At 45.9% G+C, this 22,815-nt stretch carries 25 protein-coding genes; 5 read left to right on the forward strand and 20 right to left on the reverse strand.

Annotated features, from left to right (window positions below):
* Positions 1-10 precede the first annotated feature (10 nt).
* Positions 11-1,588: a GNAT family N-acetyltransferase gene (locus BGX16_RS02130; protein ID WP_100424573.1), complete on the forward strand. Its 1,578-nt coding sequence runs from the start codon at positions 11-13 to the stop codon at positions 1,586-1,588.
* A 48-nt stretch (positions 1,589-1,636) separates the two neighbouring features.
* Positions 1,637-2,488, forward strand: a complete 852-nt coding sequence (locus BGX16_RS02135; protein WP_100424574.1) for a TIGR02147 family protein — start codon at positions 1,637-1,639, stop codon at positions 2,486-2,488.
* A 120-nt stretch (positions 2,489-2,608) separates the two neighbouring features.
* Here the strand turns inward: BGX16_RS02135 and BGX16_RS02140 are convergent, their stop codons facing one another.
* From BGX16_RS02140 to BGX16_RS02150, 4 genes are all read right to left on the reverse strand, one after another.
* Positions 2,609-3,619, reverse strand: a complete 1,011-nt coding sequence (locus BGX16_RS02140; RefSeq protein WP_100424575.1) for a virulence RhuM family protein — start codon at positions 3,617-3,619, stop codon at positions 2,609-2,611.
* Positions 3,620-3,789: 170 nt separating this feature from the next.
* Positions 3,790-4,032, reverse strand: coding sequence for a DUF1016 N-terminal domain-containing protein (locus BGX16_RS15170; protein ID WP_100424576.1), 243 nt, complete (start codon positions 4,030-4,032; stop codon positions 3,790-3,792).
* Entirely contained in the window at positions 4,033-4,176 is a 144-nt protein-coding gene (locus tag BGX16_RS14450) for a hypothetical protein (RefSeq protein WP_157797826.1), read from the reverse strand. It lies immediately after the preceding gene.
* 143 nt (positions 4,177-4,319) lie between these two features.
* Positions 4,320-4,952: a nitroreductase family protein gene (locus tag BGX16_RS02150; protein WP_100424577.1), complete on the reverse strand. Its 633-nt coding sequence runs from the start codon at positions 4,950-4,952 to the stop codon at positions 4,320-4,322.
* Positions 4,953-5,093: 141 nt separating this feature from the next.
* Between BGX16_RS02150 and BGX16_RS02155 the strand changes: the two genes are divergently transcribed.
* The 3 genes from BGX16_RS02155 to BGX16_RS02165 are packed head-to-tail and all read left to right on the forward strand — an operon-like array spanning position 5,094 to position 6,846.
* Positions 5,094-6,149, forward strand: coding sequence for a helix-turn-helix domain-containing protein (locus BGX16_RS02155; RefSeq protein ID WP_100424578.1), 1,056 nt, complete (start codon positions 5,094-5,096; stop codon positions 6,147-6,149).
* Positions 6,146-6,664 (forward strand): PIN domain-containing protein, encoded by a 519-nt coding sequence (locus BGX16_RS02160; protein WP_100424579.1) that lies wholly within the window; start codon positions 6,146-6,148, stop codon positions 6,662-6,664. The genes BGX16_RS02155 and BGX16_RS02160 overlap by 4 nt, the downstream gene beginning before the upstream one ends.
* The gene (locus BGX16_RS02165; protein ID WP_100424580.1) at positions 6,661-6,846 is read left to right on the forward strand and encodes a hypothetical protein; all 186 of its coding nucleotides are present in this window, start codon (positions 6,661-6,663) and stop codon (positions 6,844-6,846) included. Before BGX16_RS02160 ends, BGX16_RS02165 begins: the two co-directional genes overlap by 4 nt.
* A 1-nt stretch (position 6,847) precedes the next feature.
* Here the strand turns inward: BGX16_RS02165 and BGX16_RS02170 are convergent, their stop codons facing one another.
* The 16 genes from BGX16_RS02170 to BGX16_RS02245 all read right to left on the reverse strand — a co-directional run bounded on the left by BGX16_RS02170 (position 6,848) and on the right by BGX16_RS02245 (position 22,779).
* Positions 6,848-7,474, reverse strand: a complete 627-nt coding sequence (locus BGX16_RS02170; RefSeq protein ID WP_100424581.1) for a hypothetical protein — start codon at positions 7,472-7,474, stop codon at positions 6,848-6,850.
* 24 nt (positions 7,475-7,498) lie between these two features.
* On the reverse strand, positions 7,499-10,765 hold the full coding sequence (locus tag BGX16_RS02175) for a type I restriction endonuclease subunit R (RefSeq protein WP_100424582.1): 3,267 nt from the start codon (positions 10,763-10,765) through the stop codon (positions 7,499-7,501).
* Between the two features lie 111 nt (positions 10,766-10,876).
* On the reverse strand, positions 10,877-11,308 hold the full coding sequence (locus tag BGX16_RS02180; protein WP_157797827.1) for a hypothetical protein: 432 nt from the start codon (positions 11,306-11,308) through the stop codon (positions 10,877-10,879).
* Between the two features lie 13 nt (positions 11,309-11,321).
* Positions 11,322-11,897, reverse strand: coding sequence for a helix-turn-helix domain-containing protein (locus BGX16_RS02185; RefSeq protein ID WP_198514838.1), 576 nt, complete (start codon positions 11,895-11,897; stop codon positions 11,322-11,324).
* The gene (locus BGX16_RS02190; RefSeq protein WP_100424585.1) at positions 11,894-12,316 is read right to left on the reverse strand and encodes a hypothetical protein; all 423 of its coding nucleotides are present in this window, start codon (positions 12,314-12,316) and stop codon (positions 11,894-11,896) included. The genes BGX16_RS02185 and BGX16_RS02190 overlap by 4 nt, the downstream gene beginning before the upstream one ends.
* Before the next feature lie 102 nt (positions 12,317-12,418).
* Positions 12,419-12,985, reverse strand: a complete 567-nt coding sequence (locus BGX16_RS02195; protein WP_100424586.1) for a hypothetical protein — start codon at positions 12,983-12,985, stop codon at positions 12,419-12,421.
* Between the two features lie 13 nt (positions 12,986-12,998).
* The gene (locus BGX16_RS02200) at positions 12,999-13,976 is read right to left on the reverse strand and encodes a caspase family protein (protein WP_100424587.1); all 978 of its coding nucleotides are present in this window, start codon (positions 13,974-13,976) and stop codon (positions 12,999-13,001) included.
* Positions 13,977-13,994: 18 nt separating this feature from the next.
* The gene (locus tag BGX16_RS02205; RefSeq protein ID WP_100424588.1) at positions 13,995-14,936 is read right to left on the reverse strand and encodes a caspase family protein; all 942 of its coding nucleotides are present in this window, start codon (positions 14,934-14,936) and stop codon (positions 13,995-13,997) included.
* Between the two features lie 9 nt (positions 14,937-14,945).
* The gene (locus BGX16_RS02210) at positions 14,946-15,332 is read right to left on the reverse strand and encodes a hypothetical protein (RefSeq protein ID WP_198514839.1); all 387 of its coding nucleotides are present in this window, start codon (positions 15,330-15,332) and stop codon (positions 14,946-14,948) included.
* Positions 15,332-15,814, reverse strand: a complete 483-nt coding sequence (locus tag BGX16_RS02215) for a toll/interleukin-1 receptor domain-containing protein (protein ID WP_157797829.1) — start codon at positions 15,812-15,814, stop codon at positions 15,332-15,334. Before BGX16_RS02215 ends, BGX16_RS02210 begins: the two co-directional genes overlap by 1 nt.
* Positions 15,815-15,822: 8 nt before the next feature.
* Positions 15,823-16,236 (reverse strand): TIR domain-containing protein, encoded by a 414-nt coding sequence (locus BGX16_RS02220; protein WP_100426724.1) that lies wholly within the window; start codon positions 16,234-16,236, stop codon positions 15,823-15,825.
* Between the two features lie 290 nt (positions 16,237-16,526).
* Complete coding sequence (locus BGX16_RS02225; protein ID WP_157797830.1) at positions 16,527-16,931, reverse strand: hypothetical protein; 405 nt, start codon at positions 16,929-16,931, stop codon at positions 16,527-16,529.
* 156 nt (positions 16,932-17,087) lie between these two features.
* A complete protein-coding gene (locus BGX16_RS02230; RefSeq protein ID WP_241899576.1) occupies positions 17,088-18,101 on the reverse strand; it encodes a restriction endonuclease subunit S in 1,014 nt (337 codons plus the stop codon).
* A 56-nt stretch (positions 18,102-18,157) separates the two neighbouring features.
* Positions 18,158-19,579: an AAA family ATPase gene (locus tag BGX16_RS02235; RefSeq protein WP_073306412.1), complete on the reverse strand. Its 1,422-nt coding sequence runs from the start codon at positions 19,577-19,579 to the stop codon at positions 18,158-18,160.
* A gap of 179 nt (positions 19,580-19,758) precedes the next feature.
* A complete protein-coding gene (locus tag BGX16_RS02240) occupies positions 19,759-21,132 on the reverse strand; it encodes an RNA-binding domain-containing protein (RefSeq protein ID WP_100424592.1) in 1,374 nt (457 codons plus the stop codon).
* 81 nt (positions 21,133-21,213) lie between these two features.
* A complete protein-coding gene (locus BGX16_RS02245; protein ID WP_100426725.1) occupies positions 21,214-22,779 on the reverse strand; it encodes a type I restriction-modification system subunit M in 1,566 nt (521 codons plus the stop codon).
* Between the last annotated feature and the right edge of the window lie 36 nt (positions 22,780-22,815).

Below are 22,815 nucleotides of genomic sequence, written 5' to 3' on the forward strand. Positions count from 1 at the left end.
AGAAAAATCCATGTTTCATCCCATCGATCTCGAAAGCAAACCGACGCTTCTCCGCTACCTCAAGCAGGCGAACAAGCAATGCTGTGACTACGCGTTTGCTAGTCTCTACGCCTGGACCTCTTTTTACAGAACCGTCTGGTGTGAAGTCGATGGATTTCTCATTTTGCGGTTCCTTATAACCGGAACGAAAAAATGGGCCTATTTGGAACCTTTAGGCTCGGGCGACATTTCCAAAGCAATCGAGTTCATCCAAAACGACGCCGCTACGGTAACGCATCAGCCCATCCGATTTTTCTCGCTTTCTCAAGAATTCGTCGAAAAAGCGCAAAGCATTCCCGCCCTGCAATCGCAACGTTTTTACAAAAACCGAAGCTTTGGAAACTACATCTACAGCCGAGAAAAACTCGCCCTCCTTGCTGGCAAAAAATTTCATGGCAAACGGAATCACATCGCGCAATTCCACAAGCTCTATCCCGATTATGCCTGGAAAATCATCGATCCTCACACCGATATTTGCGCCATCGAAGAACTTCTAGGCCAATGGATTGATTCGCAAGGAAGATCCACCACGACCATCCTTCAAGAAAAAACGATGATCGAAAGATCCCTCGCTTCCTATGAAGCCTTGGAACTTTTCGGCATTCTCTTGACCGTCGAAGGAAAAACGGTCGCCTTCGCCTACGGTTCCAAAGTGAACGCAAACACCTTCTGTCTGCACGTCGAAAAAGCAGACAAACATTACGAAGGCGCCTATGCCAAAATCAATCAACTGATCGCCCAAAGCCTTCCCGAGAGCATTGAATACATCAATCGCGAAGAAGACATGGGGCTTGAATCCCTGCGCAAGGCCAAGCTTTCTTATTATCCGGACTTTTTGACCGAAGAATACTTTTCTTACGACATCAATTCCACGGAAGCTCAAATTTGGGAACTTTGGCAAACCTGCTTTCCCGAAGACGACAACGAATTCATGCCGAACTTCATTTATCCGTATTCCGAAGATTCTTCACGAATTACGTTGTACCAAAACGGGAAACTCGCATCGATGCTGCACCTGATCGAAGGCGAAAGTTCCTGGGGAAAAGTCGGTTACATTTATGGTCTTGCTACAGCCCCCAATTACCGATGCCAAGGCTTTGCAAAGCAAATTTTAGAAAAGGCGATGGAGCAGGCAAAAAAGAGCGGAATGGTTGCATTATGGGCCATTCAAGAAAACAGAAGCTATCGCATTTGGCAAAGCAAACTCGATTTTAGCGAAATTCAAGCGGAAGCCTTAAAGTTTGAGACCGAAGACGGCTTTGATTTTGGCGAAAACCCCGAAACCGATTTCGGCATTTTTCGAATTATCGATATGCAAGCCTATCTGAGCCTTTACGCCCAAGAGCATCCCGAATTCAGCACCCAGATTTCCGTCGAAGACAAAGTTCTCCCCGAAAACAGCGGGCTTTACCAAATTCAAAACGGATCCGTGACAAAGAGCACAGGGGAAAACGAGAATTGCCGTTCCAAACCTGCCGAAATTCTACAAAAAATGCCGATTTCAGGCGGAAAAGTTCTCAAAATAGCCGTTGTTTCTAGACAACACTAAAATACCGTTCTAAATTCTGCGAACTTTGAATTTATCTACTTTCTAAATATGGCAGAGAAGCAAGAACATCGCAAAATATTCGAATACCTGGACTACAGGGAATTTTTGCGCGATTACTACCAGTCCAAAAAGGCGGCAAACCCAGCCTTTTCTCTGCGTGCATTTTCCGATAAAATCGGATTCAAGGCCAAAGACTTCATTAGCCGCGTCATGCAGGGCGACAAGAACCTTTCTACTCAGAGCATTCAAAAGATCGTCACCGGCCTCAAGTTCGGAAAACGCGAAGCCTCTTTCTTTGAAGATCTCGTCTGGTTCAACCAGGCCGAAACCATGGACGAAAAGAACAGTTGGTTCCAAAAAATGCAGAACGAGCTGAAAATCGTCCGCTTTACAGAAGGGCAGCACCAGCTCGCCTTTTACCAGTACCAGGTATATTCGCACTGGCGCCATCTCGTTGTACGCTCCCTCATCGGCATGTACGGTTTTCACGGAGACTTCACAAGCCTTGCAAAATCCGTCCACCCGACAATTACAATCGAAGAAGCCAAAGAATCTGTAGAACTTCTCGAAAAATGCAATCTGGTCAAGAAAAACGAAGACGGCTCCTACGAACTGGTCAACAAAGATATTACAACCGGCGACCGCACATCTAAAATCGCACTCCGCGGTTTTCACCAGCATTGCCTCGCCCTCGGCGCCGAATCCATTGACCGCGACCCGCCCACCATGCGCAACATTTCGGGCTTAACGCTCGGCATTTCGCAAGCAGGCTACGAAAAGATCGTGGAACGTATGAGCGCCTTCCGCAAGGAAATCGCCCAGATCGCGAACGAAGACAAGGACGCCGACAAGGTTTACCAAATGCAGCTTCTGCTCTTCCCCATCGGCGGGAAGCTGTAATTTTACCCCAAACTTCATCACGTTCATTCCAGTCTGGGTAAGTCGCATTGGGCAAAAAATCGTGCAAAAAAAGCTGAGGAATATCGCGACGGTAACGGAGTTAGAATTTATTCAAATCCCTTAATTCTTCTTTATTTTCCGGATTACCTTGTCGAAATCAGAGTCAATCTTTTGCGTGCGGTTGAAAATCTCGTATTCCCCAAAAGCTTTCTCGTCGGCCTGATCCCGGCTGACTTTTCCATTGCCATCGAGAATATCGTAGCGCCTAAATTCCAGAAACTCGTTCACGCTTGCGGCAAACTGCTCCATGTTAAAAGCAATCTCCCGCTCTATCAAGTCTTCGATGTAGTCAAAATAACCGCTCACCGCACGTTCCAGCTGACGGATCTGCTTTTCTGACAAATAATTCTTGGCAATGTTCACATCGCTTTTCAGCACACGGCCGCTCGGAGAATTTTTCCAAGTCGTAAGCCCCATGTGGTCTTTTTTGTGGTCGGCCCTCTCATACACGATTTCTGCCGCCGTCTGTCCCGTTATCGCATAGTGGAACTTATTCTGAACCGTGGCGAAAAACTTTTTCGTTATTTCGGAATTCTTGTCGTAGTCTATGGAACACTCGGCAAAAATATCCGTTATCTGCTGCCAGATACGGCGTTCGCTCGCACGGATAGAGCGGACCCTTTCCAAAAGTTCCTTGAAGTAGTCCTTTCCAAAAACGGCGTTACCCTGCTTTAAGCGCTCGTCGTCGAGCACAAAACCCTTCTTGATATATTCCTTCAGGATTCCCGTAGCCCAAATGCGGAACTTTGTGGCCTTTGCGGAATTTACGCGGTAACCGACAGAAATAATCGCATCGAGATTGTAGAAAGAGACATTGCGCTTTACGGAACGGCCATTTTCATTTTGAACTGTTTCCAAAATGGAAACAGTTGCGGATTCACTAAGCTCTCCTTCATCGTATATGTTTTTCAAATGCTTCGAAATGCCCGGAACATTAACATCAAACAGCTCAGCCATCGCCTTCTGCGTCAGCCAGATGGTCTCGTCCTTGACAAGGGCCATAACCTTGACATCTTCTTCAGGACTGCTGTAAAGAATATACGATATCTGCTTGGCTAGTTCGTTCGACATATCCCTACCATTTTCTACTCACTTGTGCACTAAACATATATTCCTGGAGCGGGATTGTCAAGACTCTTATTTTTCTGCGCGACTTCTTCTTCCCATGTTGCAGATAGTAAAAGTTTTTCTGGCTCTCAATTTCAGCACATATCAAGATTCCGATAGTCGGATTGTCATTTTCAAGTATAATGAGTCCAACCTAACGCAACAGGTTTAGTAGGTATGAACTCCAATTGTTTCTGTCCAGATTTTCCAATTACTGATTGGAAAATTTGAGGATAGTCTGTAAAGAATTGCACGAACATATACTGATTGCTTTTGTTAAATCCTCGTCCATAACGTTGAGTAAATTTTTTACTCAATGCTGATATGACCAAATCGCCATATCCGGCTCGTTTGTCCTTGAGCTCCTCCTTTTGAATTCACATTCCTAAAAGCCAGTTGCGCTTGATAAGGGTCTCGTTGACGGCATGGTGGGCGAACTTTTGCGCCTGCTCAATAATCGCACAAGTGTCCTTGACGAGTTCCACGTTTGCATTAGGTGTTACCGGTTTCTCTTTAGACATAGTGACTCCTTTGAAAAAAAGAAAAACATTTGATAATCATCAAATGCCTTTCGGAGCCTGCACTATTAGAAACCGCAGCTGAAATGTATCATATATGCCAAAGTTGGCAAGAGGGGCAAGGAAATTTTACAGAGCGGTTCTAATCACTTCGCGTAGCCCACGGGATTGTTCAGCAAGGGCACCTGCGAGTCCGAAAGCTTGAGAAGCTTCTTAATGGCGGGAACGTCCATCGTCATGCGCGGGCGGGTCACCAGGCCCATGCCGGCACAGAACAAATTAATATTCTCGCTCACGATTCCCGCGTCGGTTCCCATCGTCACCTTGGCGCGGGCGTCGCTGCTGCCGAACTTGGTCTCGTCTGCAACGATGACGATGCTGACCGGGGCCGCCTTCGCCCAATCCTGACGGTCGGCAACGAGCCCCCTGTGGTCACCCTTCGCCACCTGCTTCAAGGCGTTTTCCTTGTTCAGGTATTCCGAGACGCCCTTGCTCGTGAACACGAACACGCGGATTTCCTGGAAGTTGCGGGCAGTCGGCGAAGTGAGCTTGCCGTCGGCAGGGCGGTTCACGCCGATAGCCGCAAAAAGCAAATTCGAAAGATCTTGGTCACTGAGCATCTTGTCGTTGAACTCCGTGCCAGAAGCCCTGTCCCAGAGCGCCTCCATGACAGGCTTGCCGCCAGTCTTTGCCGGAGCGGGAAGTTTTTGGAGCTGCGCCATGGCAAGCGTACTGCAGATGAGCGTTGCCATAAGCGTAAGTGCAAAACGATTTTTCATGGGGTACTCCTTGAGGAACAGTCGGGTATTAATGTACTTAATATTGGGAAAAATGGCAAAAAACCAAGGCAAAACAGTGGCAAATTCATTTAGTTTACAAATTCTATAAAATAATATATATTTGTAAACAACGGAGGCGCTATGGCAAATCTTTCCATTTTCTCTGCTAGGCTTAAAAACGCCCGAATTATGAAAGGGCTCTCCATGGACGAACTTTGTGCGGCCATGGGGAATGTCGTTTCAAAGATGGCGATTTCAAAGTACGAAAACGGCCAGCTGGCACCGAACAGCAGAGTCATCATCGCTCTATCCAAGGCGCTGGGCCTGCCCATTGACTACTTTTTCAGGCCCTTTACGGTGCAGGTAGATTCCGTGAGGTTCCGCAAGAAAAGCACGCTCCCGCAGAAAAAGGAAAACAGCCTCCGCGAAACCATCGCCGACCTGATGGAACGCTACATCAACATCGAGGAAATCTGCAGCACCGCCGCCGAGAAACACCGCCTACCCCAAATCAAGGCCAATTCAGCCGAAGAAGTTAAAATGGCCGCCGCGATAGTCCGCAAGGAATGGAAACTCGGCCTGGCAGGCATCGTGAACGTAATCGACCTACTCGAAAATCACGGCGTAAAAGTCATCGAGATTGACGCACCGGAATCTTTTGACGGCATGAGCAGCCTGGTCAATGAAAAATTCCATGTTGTCATTCTGAACAAGGCTTTTTCCGTCGAACGGAAACGCTTTACCGCGCTTCACGAACTCGGGCACCTCGTACTTCGCTTCCCTAAGTCCATTGATAAAAAGAAAGAAGAATCATTCTGCCACCTGTTCGCAAGCGAAATGCTAGTCCCGGAACCTGAACTCAAGCGGATTCTCGGCAAGGCCCGCAAGGACATCTCGTACCAGGAACTGAGAGCCATCCAGCTCGGTTATGGAATTTCTTGCGACGCGATCATGTACAAGGCGAAGGAATGCGGCATTATTTCAGAACAGCGCTACCGAACCTTCTGCATCCAGAAAAATAAGGCGACGAAATTCAAGGCCCTCATCGAAACATCGCTATACCACGACGAAGAATCCACCAGGTTCGTAAGCCTGGTCTATAAGGCCCTGAGTAAGGAACTCATCACCATATCCAAGGCCGCAAGCCTGCTGCATCAGAACATTGAACAAGTCCGTAGGGATCTCGCACTAGTATGATCGAAGAACGGATTGTCATCAGTGACGCGAACGTCATATTTGACCTACTTTCAGTCCAATTGCTGGAAGCGTTCTTTGCCCTACCCTGCGAAATTTGCACAACCGATTTGGTAATTAGCGAAATTGAGAGACCAGAACAACAACAGATAATTCAGAAGTTTATTAAATTGAAAAAGTTGGGTGTCGCGATATTTGAATTTGACGAATTTAGCGAAATTTTGCTTTTGCAGTCTACCAGCAAAAACAATACTTCGATTGCAGATTGTTCCGTTTGGTATTATGCCCAAAAGGTTGATGGACGGCTTTTGACGGGTGACGGCAAACTTCGTTCCGCCGCAGAAAAGGACAACGTGAAAGTCTCCGGCATCCTTTACCTATTTGACAATTTCGTTGAATATGGATTATTGTCGGCTTCGGAAGCTGCGGAGAACCTGAAAGCTCTGATGACCATAAACATACGATTGCCTAAAGCAGAATGCGAAACGCGGATTGCAAAATGGAGAAAAGGCTTATGACCCAAAAGCTCTGGAACAAATGCAAGAAGTGCGGCTGCGACAAGCCCGAAGACACCGAGAAACTCTGCGAGCAGTGCAAAGCAAACCGGCGGCAATTCTGGAGCGACCTCAAGAAAGTCGGCGGAGTAGCCGCTGGCGCCCTACTGGTGGTAATCGCTGGCGGGAAGATGAGGAAAAAATAATTTAAAACTGATTGCTCGTGAGATGAAACCCACAGCCATTGGGGCATGGGTAAACGCGTAGCGGAATTCCTATTTCTTTAGAACGATATTCCGCGACAATTTGCGCTTCACCCTCCGTTGAATAAAGCATCTTCCTTTTTCCATCTTTTCCGCAACAAGTGCATTCTTCATTTGCAGGAATCGAACCGTCCACATCTTTCGCCAACTTCGTTATTTTTCGCTTCAATTCCTTTGATTTAGATGCTTTAATCTTTTGGGACTTTTGTTCCGAAGCCCATTGGGTCACTTTCTTTGAAACATGCTCGGCATCGGCACGCTTTTGTCGCTCTTCTGCAATAAAAGCCTTGATCTTATTTGAAGCCTGTTCATAGAACTCGTCAAAAACTTTTCTCTGCTGTTTTAATTGCTTGTAGTAAGACGACCTTTTAAATTCACTGATATCACTTACTTCTACAAGTAACTTGCTTTTATCGTCAATCCATTTTTGAAGGGCATCCTTCGTTTTGCTCGCATTAATATAATCTGACAGAGCCCAAGAAACACGCTGCAACAAATCGTTACATAAACGATTACGTTCAGCGGCAAGGGCCTTGCGGCGTTCAAAGAATTTGCGAATGAAAGAGAACATGAATTATATCAACAAGTTATTTTTCTATCTTCCCTTCTTAAAATTCTCAGCTTGCTCAAAGATTTCCCCATAGACTTCGTCGCGTTCGACGGGCGGGTAGCCGAATTCATCGAGAAGGATTATCAAGTCCACTTTCAATGCGGATTTAATGTCGTCGCGCTTGTCCCAGTCGGGGTATGCGGCTTGTTCGTCAACGAGAATCTTGACGCGTTTTGAGAGGGCAATTAGTTTGTCTTCGGGATAGGTGAAGTGGTACTTGACGCAGAGCGATTTTAGAATGTCATAGAACGCGGTTTCTTCGAAGCTGAGGCCTTTTTCTTCGCCTTCGGTGAAGGCCTTGCGGACTTGGACAATCATGTCGGTCAAGGTTTCGGCCATTTCTTCATAGACTTCGCTTTTCAAGATGTCTTGTTCGGTGCGGTCGTTGTATTGTTCCACGAGCTGTTGCATTTTCTGCGTGAAGTTGACGCCCTTGACTTTGTTCACCTTGCGGATTTGCCCAATGGCTTTTTGCAGGAGCATTTGCAGCAACTTGATTTTCGTGTTCGGCAGCTTGATGCGGTTGATGTGCTGCAGATATTCGTCGTCAAAGATGTTCTGTTTTGCCTGGTCGGCTTCGGCATCGCTCAACTGCAAAACGTCTTCTACGCCTTCGCTCTGGAGTGCCGAGGCAATCATCTCGCGGACGCGGGCGTTCATCTGCGCGGTATCGGGCGCATTGCCCTTGGTGAGTTTATGCAAAATGGAGCGAATTGCGAAGTAGAAATGCGCACGGTCGCGCTCGGCCTGCGTAATTCCCTCGTTGCCGACGCAAATGTCGTATGCGGCCTTCAGGCGTTTCGCAAGGCCCATAAAGCGGGCTTCCTTTTCCTTCGTGGTTTGCACGAATTCCTGCGCCTGCTTGAGGCATTCCAACTTTTTCAATTCCGCACCGTCGCCTGTGCTCTTGAAATACACCGACGCATCAAACTTGTACATCAGTTTGTCGAGCAAATCCAGATGGTTGCGGAACTCCGTAATCGCGGCGGTAATGTCTTCCACGTTCTGCTCAGAACCGGCTCCGTACTGCTTTAGTGCCAAGTTCATCTTGCGCTTGATGCCGATATAATCAACGACAATTCCCTTGTCCTTGCCAGCAAATGTCCTGTTCACGCGGGAAATCGTCTGAATCAGGGAATGCTGCTGAATCGGTTTGTCGATGTAAATGGCGTCGAGGCACGGAACGTCAAAACCCGTGAGCCACATATCCACGACTATCGCAATCTTGAAGTTGGATCGTTCCTGTTTGAAAAGGCGGTCCAGTTCCTTGCGGGCGTCCTTATCGCCAAGCAAGTCATAAAGATCCTTTTCGTCGTCCTTGCTGCGGGTCATGACCATCTTGATTTTTTCAACCGGTTTCAGTTCCCGCTTTTCCTTGTCGGTAAGTTCGATCGCCTCGCCCGCAAATTCCGCATCGTCGCAGATTTTCGCCACGCCCCATTCCGGGCGCAGCTCCAAGATGTTCTTGTACAGCGCATACGCAATCTGGCGGCTGTAACAAACGAACATCGCCTTGCCGCGAACGGTCGATTTTTCCTGAACGCGGGCTTCGTAATGCGCCACGAAATCCTTCGCCACAGCCTTCAACCGGTCTGGGTCGCCGAGAATCACGCCCATCTGCGCCACATCCTGCTTGCTCTGGTCAATCTGGTATTCGTTGGCACCCGATTCTGCAGCTTCTTCGTAATACTTCTCAATCTCTTCGAGAACGGAATTGTTCAGCACCACCTTGGCGGCACGCCCCTCGTAAACGATGGGTACCGTAATGCCGTCCTTCACCGATTCGGTCATGGTGTAAATATCGACCTCGGGGCCGAACACATCGAGCGTCGCATCAATCGGCGTGCCCGTAAAGCCCACGTAAGTCGCATTGGGCAAGGAATTGTGCAAGTAACGCGCAAAACCGAAACTCGTCTTGACGCCCTTATCGGTCACCGTAATTTTCTGGTCCAGGTTCGTCTGCGTGCGGTGTGCTTCGTCCGAAATGCAGACAACATTATCGCGGTCGGTCAGCAGTTCGATATCTTCGCTGAACTTCTGGATGGTAGCGAGGAACACGCCTCCGCTCTTGCGGCCCTGCAACTTTTCGCGCAGGTCGGCACGGCTCTCCACACTTTCGACGCGTTCGTCGCCGATATACTTCTTGGACGCTGTAAACAGTCCCGAAAGCTGGTCGTCCAAATCGGTGCGATCGGTAATCAGCACAATCGTCGGCGTCTTGAATTCTAGCGACTTCATGAGCAACCGCGTCAAGAAGAGCATCGTAAAGCTCTTGCCGCAACCCGTCGCACCAAAATACGTGCCGCCCCTGCCGTCGCCATAAGGCTTGCGAGCCTTGCAAATGTTTTCGTACAAAGACCGCGCCGCATAATATTGCGGATAACGGCACAGGACCTTCTGCTCCTTTTTGCTACTGTCCGGGAAATACTGGAAGTTCTTGAAAATGTCCAACAGGCGTTTGCGATTGAACATTCCCTGAATCATGGAGTAAAGGCTCTCGATGCCCTCGGCCTCGATTCGCCTGTCGCCAAATTCCACGCGTCGCCACGCATAAAAATAATCGTACTTGGCAAAGAAACTGCCCGCCCTGTTGTTCACGCCATCGCTAATCACGCAGAAGGCGTTATAGACAAACAACTGCGGAATATCGCGGCGGTAGCGCACCGTCAACTGTTCGTATGCGTTGAAAACCGTCGCCTCTTCGCGCACGGCACTCTTGAACTCGAACACCACAAGCGGGAGCCCGTTCACAAAAAGGATTGCGTCGGGAATACGCTTTTCGGAGCCGACAATTTCAAACTGGTTTACAATTTTGACGATATTGCAGTCGGCGCAGTATTTCGCCGCCACATCGGCCGCCAGCGGCATCGCCTCTTCATCATCATCGACACCGAAACCCGACTTTCTCTGTTCACCCAGCGGCCTAAAATCCGCAAGCTCAATGAGAAAATCCTTATCCTTCGGGTTCTCGCGCTTGAGCATAAAGCCATCCGAAAGCCAGGAACAGAACTTCTTGTTGCTCTCGTAAAGCGCACTCGCCGAAAGATTCCGCAACTGCAAAACAACCGAACGGATTTCGTTCTCGGTAATGCCCTCGGAATCGTAACGACGGTGCAAGTAGTCGCGCAGGTCCTGCTCAATCAAGACCTCGCCCTCGCCGCGGCCAATCGCCTCGCCGGGCACGTACTTGCAGCCCTCCTGAACCAGGAGGTCAATAAACACTTTCTCTAAGTCGGCTTCCTTGAACGCCATGCAGTAAAAATAAATTCATTATTTTTCTGCACAATAGGCAAAATGGCGATTTTGGGGCGAAATTGGGCGTTTTATACAAAAAAGGCAGGCAACGCCCGCCCTTTTTCTTTTTTAAATAATCCAAGGCAGCTGAACAGGGGGCAAAGAATGCCGATTGAAGGCATCCATAAGCGTCCCGCGCAGAATTGTCCACAGAGTTCGATTCAACTGTTTTTCCACAAAGAATTTCTTTAATTCTTCGTCCTTCAACAACTCCGACGCTTTTTGGACATCCTTGGATTTGAAGGAAATCATAACAACATATTCTGTTTTAAAATAAGCCTTTTTCGCACAGAGAAACTTGAACACATATTTCACGCGGAAAAATATCGAATCTTCTTTAACTACAGGGTCTTCTTTAGCAAAAGCCTGGCCCGACTCAATTGCAATTTCTTTTCCTAAAGCCAAGTTGTCAGGCAAGCACAAGACAGATTCATGGGAATCCATGAAACGAACATCAAATAATTGAAGCATTTTTATGAGTTGTTGAAACTTTTCTTTCATATTCAACCTTCCCTTAAGCAGCAGCAATCTTCTGCGTTTCTGGTTTTAACGAAGTGACCTCAATTTTTTGCAAATTCATCATTGACCATTCGGCTTTTTTCCACATGAAGTTGGACTCGCAATTGTATGTTGCAATCGGTTCGCACACTTTATTCCACGGAATGGACATCTTTGTGTAGGATTCATATTCCGATTCAACAGCATCGCGAATAACTTCATCTAGATACTCGTTCGTCGTCTTGTCTTCACCTTCGGCCAACTTCCGAACAGTTTCCTGCAAATCGTACGGAACCTGGACTGTCATGTCCTTCATTGGAGTGATGTACAAATTCCCGCCGACAGCCTCTGCCATCTTCAGCAACTGCTTGTAGGAGGGATTCGTTTTCAGCGACGCGATGCGAGAAATCGCACTTTGCGTCGTTCCCATTTTATCGGCAATGTCCTTCTGCGTCAGCCCCAAAGAATCCTTCATGAAATCAAAATCAGTCAAGAACGAAGACAGAGCCTCGTACGTTTTCACAAACGAAGCCAATTTTCCGTCTTCTTTTTCGAGCGAATCCATGTAATCTAAGACTTGATCTTTTTTCATGACATGACTCCCTGTTTGACAAGTTCCTTGTACTGTTTCATTTTTTGCATTGCCGTTTCAAGCTTCATCGGCTTTGTCTTATGCTTTAGTTCTGCACACAGCAAAATAAGAGTGTTCAATTTACGCAAAGACATACAAAAATATATTCGGAAAACGCCACCGCGCGCTTGCTTAGGAATTCGCATTTCGTAGAGATCCTCATATTCCTTTGGGAATTTATAAATCTGCTCAATTCGCAAAAATGGGGTTAAATCACTAACTTTTAGCAGAACCTCTAAAAACGTTTTAACACGCAAATACAGGTCGCGATGACGTTTCGACAAATCCTTTATTTCCTTCCCGACATCTCCAGTTTGATCCTTAAACTCCCCTCTCTGGGGATCATAAGATTGCGGATCCGGAAAGAAAATGAACTCCATGAAATAAATATAGCATATTTGCTATATTCAAGCAAGAGGTAACAGCAAAAAAAAACGCACTTTCCAGTGTTTTTCTCTTTTTTTTGCAAATTTCAGCATTTTTTAAGATTCAAACAGCCTTGACGGTTCGAGTTGCAAGTCGGATGGGCCGAGGAGTTTGTAGAGATTCTGGCAGAGGATGTAGAGGGCGGCGAGGGCGTTCATCACATTTTTCAAGTGCGCTCGCTGATAGTTCGGGATTCCCTTTTCCGGAACATCGGCACGGAAATGCTTGACCAGGTTATAATCCTGCCACCAGCCGGCAGCCGACTCGCTATCAAAACCGGCAAACGGGACAAAATTGATAATCTCGTAAGGATACTTCGTAGAAACCCTTTGATCTTTAATCTTCGGCTCGTCATTCACAATGACCGTCATCTTTTGCAAGATGTTCTTGACCTTCGAAGGAGCATTAACAACCTTGCAATATTCTTCTGCAATGGAATCAATTTCGCTGCAGATGTTCAAGAACAGATAAGTGTAACGACTGGAGAACGTCTTGAAGTTGCTCTTGTCAATCGTCACGAACTCATCCGTTTCAAGGAAGTCCTTTTCAAGCAGAAGATACTGCTTCCAGAAAATTTTGGAGAAGGTTTGGGGAGTCATAAAATAATACAAAGACCAATACAAAGAAATCTACTCTCTAAATCCGTCCTTTTTGTACAAGCATATGATAAAAACGACCAAGTGCAGTCAGCTTACAACTTTTCGACCACATAGCCGCATGCCACATATGAGGGGCATCTACAGGAACTAATAAATTTACTCGATTGTATTTTTGTAATATTGCAAACTTTTGAGTATTTTCTAATATAGGTCCCGGCATTCCTTCAGAACGCCCCTTCATTTCAGGCTCATACGTTGGATTTAATGGATACTCATAATTTGAAGTAGGGAATAAACTTACTAATTTATGCAAGTCGTCTAAAGAAATCGTTGGTTGAGTCTTTCTAAGCGACACAAAATTCTTTACATTCGCTTTAAACACGGGACGCTGTTCCCACGCTCCAAGCGACTGATCAATATAGGCATATACACTTCCTGGCGTAATATTTCCTATTAAATTTGCGGCACTACCATTAAGTGCATCTACAAGCAAAGATGTAAATATTCCCTCCCCACCCTTTTCCATTGCGGGCTGTATTTTCGTACAAGCCGTCAAAATTACAACACCTTCCTTAATTTCGCTAACACCACTTATTGGATTTTCTGCAGCAACACCAGAATGGCAGCAATCAAGGATTATAATTTTATTTTTACACTTTGACTGGTTTGCTAGAGTAACAACCTCGTTTAGCGTAACACCATCACATCCTGTTCGGCTATCGGAAGAAATCAAATAACCACCAACAGAATCGCAGTAACCATGCCCTGAAAAATACAAAAGAGCAATATCGTCGTCTCCAGCAAACAGAGTTCGAATAGATTCTCGCAACTCATTTGAAGATATTGAAGAGTTTCGATCTTTTGCAAGGCAAACATTGCATTCAAAATTTACAGTATCATCTGCATTTTGCGTCAACACACGTGCAACATTTGTCGCATCATTGACACAGCCTTTCAAATTATTAATAAATCGCGATTTATAGTAGTTAATTCCTACGATCAATGCTTTTCTCATAAGATACCTCAGAACTATCTAATTATTAGAAAAAATTCGCCAGTACGCTTGCCCAATAGGTGTCAACGAACACGATTTGGACTTCATTGCGGCCCAATACATATAATCTGCATCATTTGGAATGACGAGCCCAAAACCTTGCAAACGTTGTAATTTCTTAAAAATCCGAACATTTTCATCAATTGCATAAGGTTTCAAATGACGATCTTGCGAACCATCGACATTCGTCTCTTCAAAAGAAGGGTCCAACTGAAATTGGGAATCAACATTCGGAAATAGAAGCAAAGCTTCCTTTAATTCGTCTTTTGAAATCCTCGGCGCAGCTTTTCTAAGCGACAAAAATTCATTAGCACTTGTTTTAAATACAGGATGCTGCCCTCCTGAAGAAAGGATTTTATCAGCATACGAATGAATCGAATCCAAAGATACGTCACCAAATAAATCAGCAGCTCCTCCCGACAAAGCGTCAACTATACAACTTGTATAAAGGCTGCATCGCCCTTTAACGCATTTAGAAACTTCATTGCGTTTACATGCAGACATAAATGTAACTCCTGGGACCAATAAAGATTGATTCGAAAGGATATTTCCTACATCCCCAGAAAAACAGCTATCCAATATCACAATTCTATTTTGGCTATTTGACTCTAAAACAGATTCCATTAATCCTTTCAACATCAATGGGCCATCAGTCATTTGAAGACTACCAACAGACTGATACAATCCACCATGTCCAGAGAAATAGAACAAAGCGACATCGGCTTCCGATTGAAATAATTCTTGAACGGCATTCAAAGCTTCGTTTACAGTTGCATCATGTAATTCTGTAATTTCAAAATTATCAGAACCATCTGCATTCTTCGACAACAATTTGCTTATTTCTTGCGCATCAAGAATACAACTGTTTAGCGGATTTCCTGAACTATGATCTACCCCAATTACGACGGCTTTCCTTGTCATTTTTCCTCACTATAGCCGTTCTATGAACGCTTTGATATTTTCCCAGCTCCAGATGTTGATTCTCTTCCCCTGAAGAATCAGAGGCAAAGATGCCGGCCGATCATCACTTCCATACATCAACATCACGGGAATTTCCTCTTCATAAGCACATCGGATTTCCCACAATTGACCATCAGCTTTTGGAGTATTTTTAGTGATGATAGCAATAAGGCCATCACACCCCTTAATTCGAGTACGACAATTGGTTTTCCAGGCGTTGTCCCACGGTTCTTTTACCGACATGTCTACAAAATCAAAGGGAGATGCTTCGTTGCGAGCTTGTCCATGCAGGAAAATTGACAACAATTGATCTTCAATTGCAAAACTAGTAAAGACTCTTTTTCTCTTTTCCATCATTACGGTCTCCAATGGATTTCATTATTTAGCGCAGTATAAAACTCTGCGATTCTATCCTTTCTTCTTCCAATAGATTCAAGAAGATTCATTGTATTGTCCAGGTACCTATATGCTAAGCCTTGACGTTTTTGTACATATGCATTAATATCCGATGGTGTACGTAATTGAGGCCAAAAATCGAGGTATTCGGGCAATGATACCCAACCGCATATATACGTGGCTATTGGACGTGGTTTATCCGTTGCAACACCAATTTCAAAAGGAACCCACCAGGATTCTTTTGTATTATCAGAAACTACTGCGATTACATCTGTACTTTCGTCTATCTTTGACACAATATGACTAGTAAGTTGCCGCCCATCCTTCAATAACGCAGAATCCAATAAGTCAAGATAAGCTTCAACACCATTGTAACGAAGCGTGTCATAAACCGTTTTTGCCGCTACAGCATCCTTTTGCTGATGAGAAATAAAAACCTTCACATTTCCTCCTATTTAGCCAATTTACGAATTGCGTCGACAATGGAATCACTATTCCAACCGGCGATTATATCCGCATTATCCTTGACAATCTTGGATGTTTTTTCTGCCCCCCATGGCTGCACTGCAACAATAGGCTTATCAAGTTCCTTGGCAATGCGAATTTCCTTGTTAATCCACTTAGAATAGGTAGCGTAGACTCCGGCAAGAATTACCACGCAAGATGCATGCAGAATTTTCCCACGAATAGCATCCTCTAACTGACGATCTGTCCCACAGTTATGAATAGGATCATCTTGAGGAACCGAATAATCCTTCCATTGGAAATAAGGATGTTCGTTGAAGAAATCAGTCAAGCGCTCATAAGCATTACTGTAGCTCCAAGAGTGACTGATGAATAAGTTGTATGTACGTAGTTCAGGCATTCCCAACCCCTTGTATAAACCCCTTAGCACCATTGCCGAAGTCGATTCTTTATTAGCAATATCTATGCCAACTCATTATTTGCAAACAAATCACCACTTTCAAGGGCATTTCGTTTCATTTTGATACGTAAAAAACAACAAGCGTTTAATTTGTAAACACTCTAATTGGATTAACCGCTTGGTCAACATGCCGTCAACCATTGAAATCCATTTGGAAATAGCCTATTCAACCATTCAATCTTCGCATATAATAAAAGACGTTCGTTAAACCGCAGCAAGATTTGTGCCAACTATTTCATTTCCGTCTTATTCGTCAAACGTTCCGTATAATACACAGCATGCGTTACAGCATTAAAAGCGATAACATCCGGAATCACCTGCGGAACATCCTTTCCCTTAATTTTATCCCATTTTCGACCATCAGGAGAGCACCACTCATTTATTACATAAACATTTGTATCTGGAGCCGAAAAATTTGTGGCATTTTTAATCTCATTTGGGTCCAATTCAATTTGAGTCATTACGCTGGTAATTATCTTTTCGCACAAAAAAACATGGTCTTCAAATGAAGCGGATCGCCTTATATTACTTAAACAACCAACCCATATTTCAAGTCCATCTCTCAGCTCCATAGACTTAATGGGATGATTTGTATTTTGAAATCTTTTGTAAACACCTTGTTGAGCACGAGTCATGCCACAATAAAAACGACACTTCCTTTGATTTGGTTCTTTCCCCCTTATCAAATATAAATTGCATTTAAACTTCAAGTTGCGCTCCCAGTAACTTTCGGTCTGGGGCCATACCATTTTATAACATACGCAGATTCCAAAGACATAGCTTTTACCTTTTTAGTACCCCATTTTGGAGAGGAGAAGGGTTTGCATTTGAGTTAGGGTTTGGTTTTCGTCTATTTTGTATTTTACATGTTCAAACAATTTTGAATTCGTTATTTCAAATTGTTTCAATTCCGTATCAGTTGGAATATTTATCGAAATATTCTTGAGATCCGTTTGAGTAATTAGACTTTGCACCCCGCCCTTCGTTATTTCAGCATAATCAAGGCGATTCAAAATCTGATAGCAATATTCATAAAATTTTGCTTTGATAACAAGAACATTATCCGCTGTATATAATCGTTCGTTATACCGATTAACTATGCCTAAAGTCCCTACTCTCCCAGTTGTCATCAATCTTTCGTCTTGGTTAAATTCATTAGAATATCCAATTATACCAGACGCACCAGCAACAGGGTATTTATAATTGCCTTCAGAAACATCCTTTTTATCCACACAAGTTTTTCCACTTGTAATTTCAGCAATCTCCCCCAAAGTTCCCATTCTCCATCCCTGCGGCAGATTGTTGGGGTCGATGTTGTCAATGAAGGTGTGGCGGTAGAGGGTTTGGGCGGTTTGTTCGAGGGTGGCGATGAGTTTCTTGTTAGTTTCGATGCGGGTGGCGAGGGTGTTGTATTCGGCGACAATTTCGCGCTGTTTTTCTATCGCGGGGACGGGGACCTGGACTTCGCACATTTCTTCCCAGTCAAAGACCTCGCGGGCGCTGCCGTGAGAATGGAAGCGGGCGTAGCGGTCAAATTCCGGGCGACGGAACCACATCATCAGATATTCGGGATCCAGGGCGTTCGTATCAACGACTTCAAAAACGGTATAGGCCTGCGAAATGATGGCGTCGTCATATCCGTCCAACAAGGCAACTGAAATTTTATCACCATTGCGAGACGTTACGGGACCATAAGCAAATTGCCCCTTGGTCACCACTTTATAGGCGGACAAATCTGTGCCGACAATATTGGCGATAGAGGGCATGAATTCTTTCGTGATGCTCACGCCAAGTAACCGCGTCACTTTCAAGTCCCTGTTCCGCACATCTACGGGTCGTATGTAGTCTCCAAGCCGATTCATCATCGAAACAGATCCTCCGCTTTAACAATACTTTGTATTAAAGACGCGTATTTTCCATTCGCCACTCCAAAAGGCGCAATCATTGTCAAGTGCAGCGTCTTGTTAGTCTTCACATCATCCCTGAAAATGTCACGGCGTTCCTTCAACCACTCGGCATAGTCTTTCTTTATCTCGAAGGGTCTGTCACAATACTTTATTTCGCACAGGTCTATCACCTTGTCGCTCCGGTCTATAATCAAGTCTATCTGGGAACCTTTCTTGCCGTTTTTCTTTGACCACGAACAGACGTCGCTTTCGATTCCCGATATACCCAAAGCCGCTTTCACTTGAGCGACGTGGTGTATGCAAACTTGTTCGAACGCATACCCCTGCCACGCATTGCGTTTGCTGTCAGACAAATTGCTCCACGCATTTTCATTCATGCCCTTGTAGTCCTTTACGAACCGCAAAAAGAACAACGTAAACATGTCGGTCAACTGAAACAGAGCCTCATTCCTTTTTTTGCCAAAAGACTGGTAATGGCGGATAAAGTCGCACTTTTCCAGATTTTCCAGGACTTCGCTCAATTTTCCGTTATCTGCCGCACCAAGTCCCGAAATAATAGCGTTCCTTGTGAGGCCCACAAGCTTTGCGGACAACAGTTCTACAACCTTCCTGTAAATTGTCGATTCGTTAAAGAGCGACCGAAACAGAAAGTCGTATTCTGTCCTGAGTACGGCGTTTCTCTTGAAAAAAAGCTTATCTATATTTTGCCTCAAGCTAAGCGACGAATCTAGCAACGATAGATAGTAGGGTGTTCCACCCAGGCACATGTAGGTTTCGACGATTTCCGAATCAGACCAGTCAAAGTTTTCTTTTGCAAGGTATTTACGGGTTTCAAGCAACGAAAAGGGAGCAAGATAGATAGGCCTAGTCACCCTATTGTGCAGTCCGCCCTTGTCGCCCAACAGCTTGTTCACCATCCAGGTCGTAGCGCTGCCGCAAACCACCAGTTTCAACCTTTGGCAATCGGCTCCCCAGCTGTTCCAAAACATTTCCAGGGCCCTGAGGAAATTGGATTTCGGCGTGTCAAGCCACGGCAGTTCGTCAATAAATACGACAATCCTTTTTTTCTTTAATGTCCGAAGGTAATTTTCCAGCTGGTCAAAGGCCTCAAACCAGTTCTTGGGAATGTTTGTACTTTGCCCGCTGAACTTTTGAAGTTGCTTTTTCCAGTTTCTCAGTTGTTCAGCCTTGCTTACCTGATACACCCCTGTTGTATAGAAATCGAATTCTTCCTTGAAAAATTGCTTGACAAGGAACGTCTTCCCTATTCGCCTGCGACCATAGATTGCGACAAACTCCGCTTTCGGACTTTCAAAGCATTTTTGCAAGGTCTTTTGCTCTTCTTGCCGGCCAACAATTTTCTCTGAATAGTCCATACGCCCTCATTTTTTCGCTCAAAAATGGCAAAATATACCGATTATGGTGCGGAAAATATGTAAAAAAATAGACTTTCCGCACCAAAATCAACCTGTTTGAAATATATATAATTTGCAACGATTGCGCAACAGATCTACGGGCCGTATGTAGTCTCCAAGCCGTTTCATATTCTGCCCTGTCATAGATTCTCCAAGTCTATCAAAACCATCCACGAGCCTTTTCTTGTCGTGCCTTCGTGCTTAATCGCGGGGACTTCAAGTTTACCTAGTTTGTTCAAATAATACTTGGTGGTATTCAAGTTCATTCCCAAGTATTTTGCAATTTGACCCTGAGTTGCACGTGGATTGGCTACCAGATAATGCATAAGTTTGATTTCAATCGGCAAGTATTTTTGAGTCGATTGGGTGGTCGATTGGGTGGTCGATTGGGTGGCGGATTGGGTGGCCGCAGTCTCTTGCTTGGCAAAAAATGCAAGCATCACATCCCCGGGGTGCACAGTATATTCCGTCTTGACTCCATAATCCTTGCAAAGTTTGCACATGTTTTCGATGCCCCTGCCCCACGCTTCCACGTAGCCCGCCCTAAAGAACGCGTTTGCGATTTTGGGGTTGTATTGTTCAGAACGGTGCCGTTGCATCAATGTTTCGACGGTCCAATTGGCCGGGAAAATGCAATCGTTGCTTATAAGGACTTCGTTCTCGTGTATGCGAATTTGAATCGGAACTCCAGAGGAGTAATTCGAATGCATCAGGGCGTTGTAAACGGCTTCGCGCATGGCATCCTTTGGAATGGGGTAGCGTTCCACCCGAATCAGGCCGTCGTAACTGATGCGTGCCTTGAAATACTTGAGGTAAATGAGCTCGACGACTCGATCAGCCTGAATGAACAACGAACCGTAAATTTCATCTTGGTATTGCAAATCGGGCCCATCGCCAAAAAAACCTATTTTCACGTATGCGCCGCCAAACCATTTTTCCGGCTTGCGGTGAAAAAGCAAGACTGCGGCGCGGGTCAATTTTCCATCTACAACCAGATTCAGGCTGTCCAACAGTTCTTCGTCCGTCATCGACAAATCTTGCGCAGTCATCCGGCCCGACTTTTTCGCCTCCCGGCGGAAGATGTCGAAGCTTTCCTTGTCCAAATCCCTAAAGCTGACTCCATCGACAGGGACCGCGTCCCATTTTGTTCCGGTCTTGTTCAGCAAAAACTGCGTGAGCGAAGCACCTTGCAAAAGCTGCTTTGTACTCCCGGTCCGGTAATGATATTCGCCTTTATAGTTTACGGGATATGTACTCGGAGAAATCGAGATTTCGATGTATTCCTTGGAATCTACAGAAAGCAGGTTTACATCTACCAGCAAGCCCAATGCATCCCTGACTTTATTCGGGATATCTTCCATGAGCTTCTTGGCATTCTGCAATCCGATGACATGTCCCTTGTCATCTACGCCTACAAAAATCTTTCCACCTTGAGCATTCGCAAAACCGCATATCCACTTGATATACTCATCTCGCCACGATTCCTTGTACTCGATGTTCTGACTTTCGGGCATATCGTTCCTTAAAGGTTAATCATTTTGCCTTGATATACATTCGTCCGCTTTTGTATGCAATAGTGCCTGCTTTCCATCACGCTACAATTCAAATCCCAGGTTCTTGAACACTTTGGCGAGTTCCTTTTCGCTTTCTTTTTCGGCTTTGAGGAGGGTGCGCATTTCCGCTTGGAGTTCGCGCATCTTTTCGTCAAAGTTCACGGCCTCATCGCGGTTCTTGAATTCGATGTACTTGCTCGGCACGAGCGACCAGTTTTTCGCCTCGATTTCCTTGAGGGTGGCGGTGGCGCAGAATTCGGGTTCGTCCTTGATTTTCTGCGTTTGCCACTTGTGGTAGGTGCCGCTGATTTTTGCGATGTCCTCGGCGCTGAACTGGGTGTATTTCTTTTCGAAGGGTTCGCCCATCTGGCGCAGGTCCATAAAGAGCACTTCGCCTTTGCGGCTCCTGTACTTGCGCATGGAATCGCCGACCTTGACTTCGCGGGCGGTCTTGTTGTTGTTCAGAATCCAGAGCGTCACGCTGATGTCGGTGGAGTAGAACATGTTGCGGGGCAGAATGAGGATTGCCTCGACCTTGTCGTTCTGCAAAAGTTCCTTGCGGATTTGCTGTTCGTCGCCTTCGCCGCTGAGCGCGCCGTTACTGAGCAGAAAGCCCGCTACGCCGTTTTCGGAGAGTTTCGAGAGGATGTTCAGAATCCAGCCGTAGTTCGCGTTGCTCGTGGGCGGCACGGTGTAGCCTTTCCAGCGCGGGTCGTCGAGGAGTTCGTTTTCGGCACGCCACGATTTCTGGTTGAACGGCGGGTTCGCCATGATAAAGTCGGCTTTCAAATCCTTGTGCTGGTCTTCGGCAAAGGTGTCGGCGGGTTTGTCGCCCAGGTTGCCGGAGATGCCGCGGATGGCGAGATTCATCTTCGCAAGTTTATACGTGGTGCCGGTGTATTCCTGGCCATATACGGAGACTTCGCGCTTGTTGCCGTGATGCGCCTCGATAAACTTCATGCTTTGCACGAACATGCCGCCCGAACCGCAGCAGGGGTCGTAAATCTTGCCGCGGTAGGGTTCAATCATTTCGGCGATGAGACCGACGATTGTCTTGGGCGTATAGAATTCGCCTTTGCCCTTGCCTTCGGCGATGGCGAACTTTCCGAGGAAATATTCATACACGCGCCCGACAACATCCTGTTCCTTGTCTTTGATGGTGTCGATGCCGTCGATGTCGCTGATGAGCGCCGCGAGTTTTGCGGTGTCGAGTTGCAGGCGCGAGAAATAGTTGTCGGGGAGTGCCCCGCGCAACGCCTTGTTCTTCTTTTCGATGTTCGCAAGCGCGGTATCGATCAGGAGCGCAATGTCGCTTTGGCGGGCATGCTCGATGATAAAGCTCCAGCGGGAAGTTTCTTCTAGGTAAAAGACGTTGTCCTTGTTGTAGAACTCGGGCATTTCCACGTATTTCTGGCGGCCGGCGGCGATGAGCTTTTCGCGCTGTTCCTCGAACTTGTCGCTTGCAAACTTGAGGAAGATAAGCGAAAGCACCACATGCTTGTATTCGGCGGGTTCCACGCTGCCGCGCAACTTGTTCGCAGACTCCCAGAGGGACGCCTCTACGGACTTTTCTACAACTTTCTTCTTAGACGATTTTCTTTCTGCCATGCCGATATCCAAATAAAATTCCAACAACCCAAATAT

This window comes from Hallerella succinigenes, assembly GCF_002797675.1.
In the GTDB taxonomy this organism is placed as follows: Bacteria; Fibrobacterota; Fibrobacteria; order Fibrobacterales; family Fibrobacteraceae; genus Hallerella; species Hallerella succinigenes.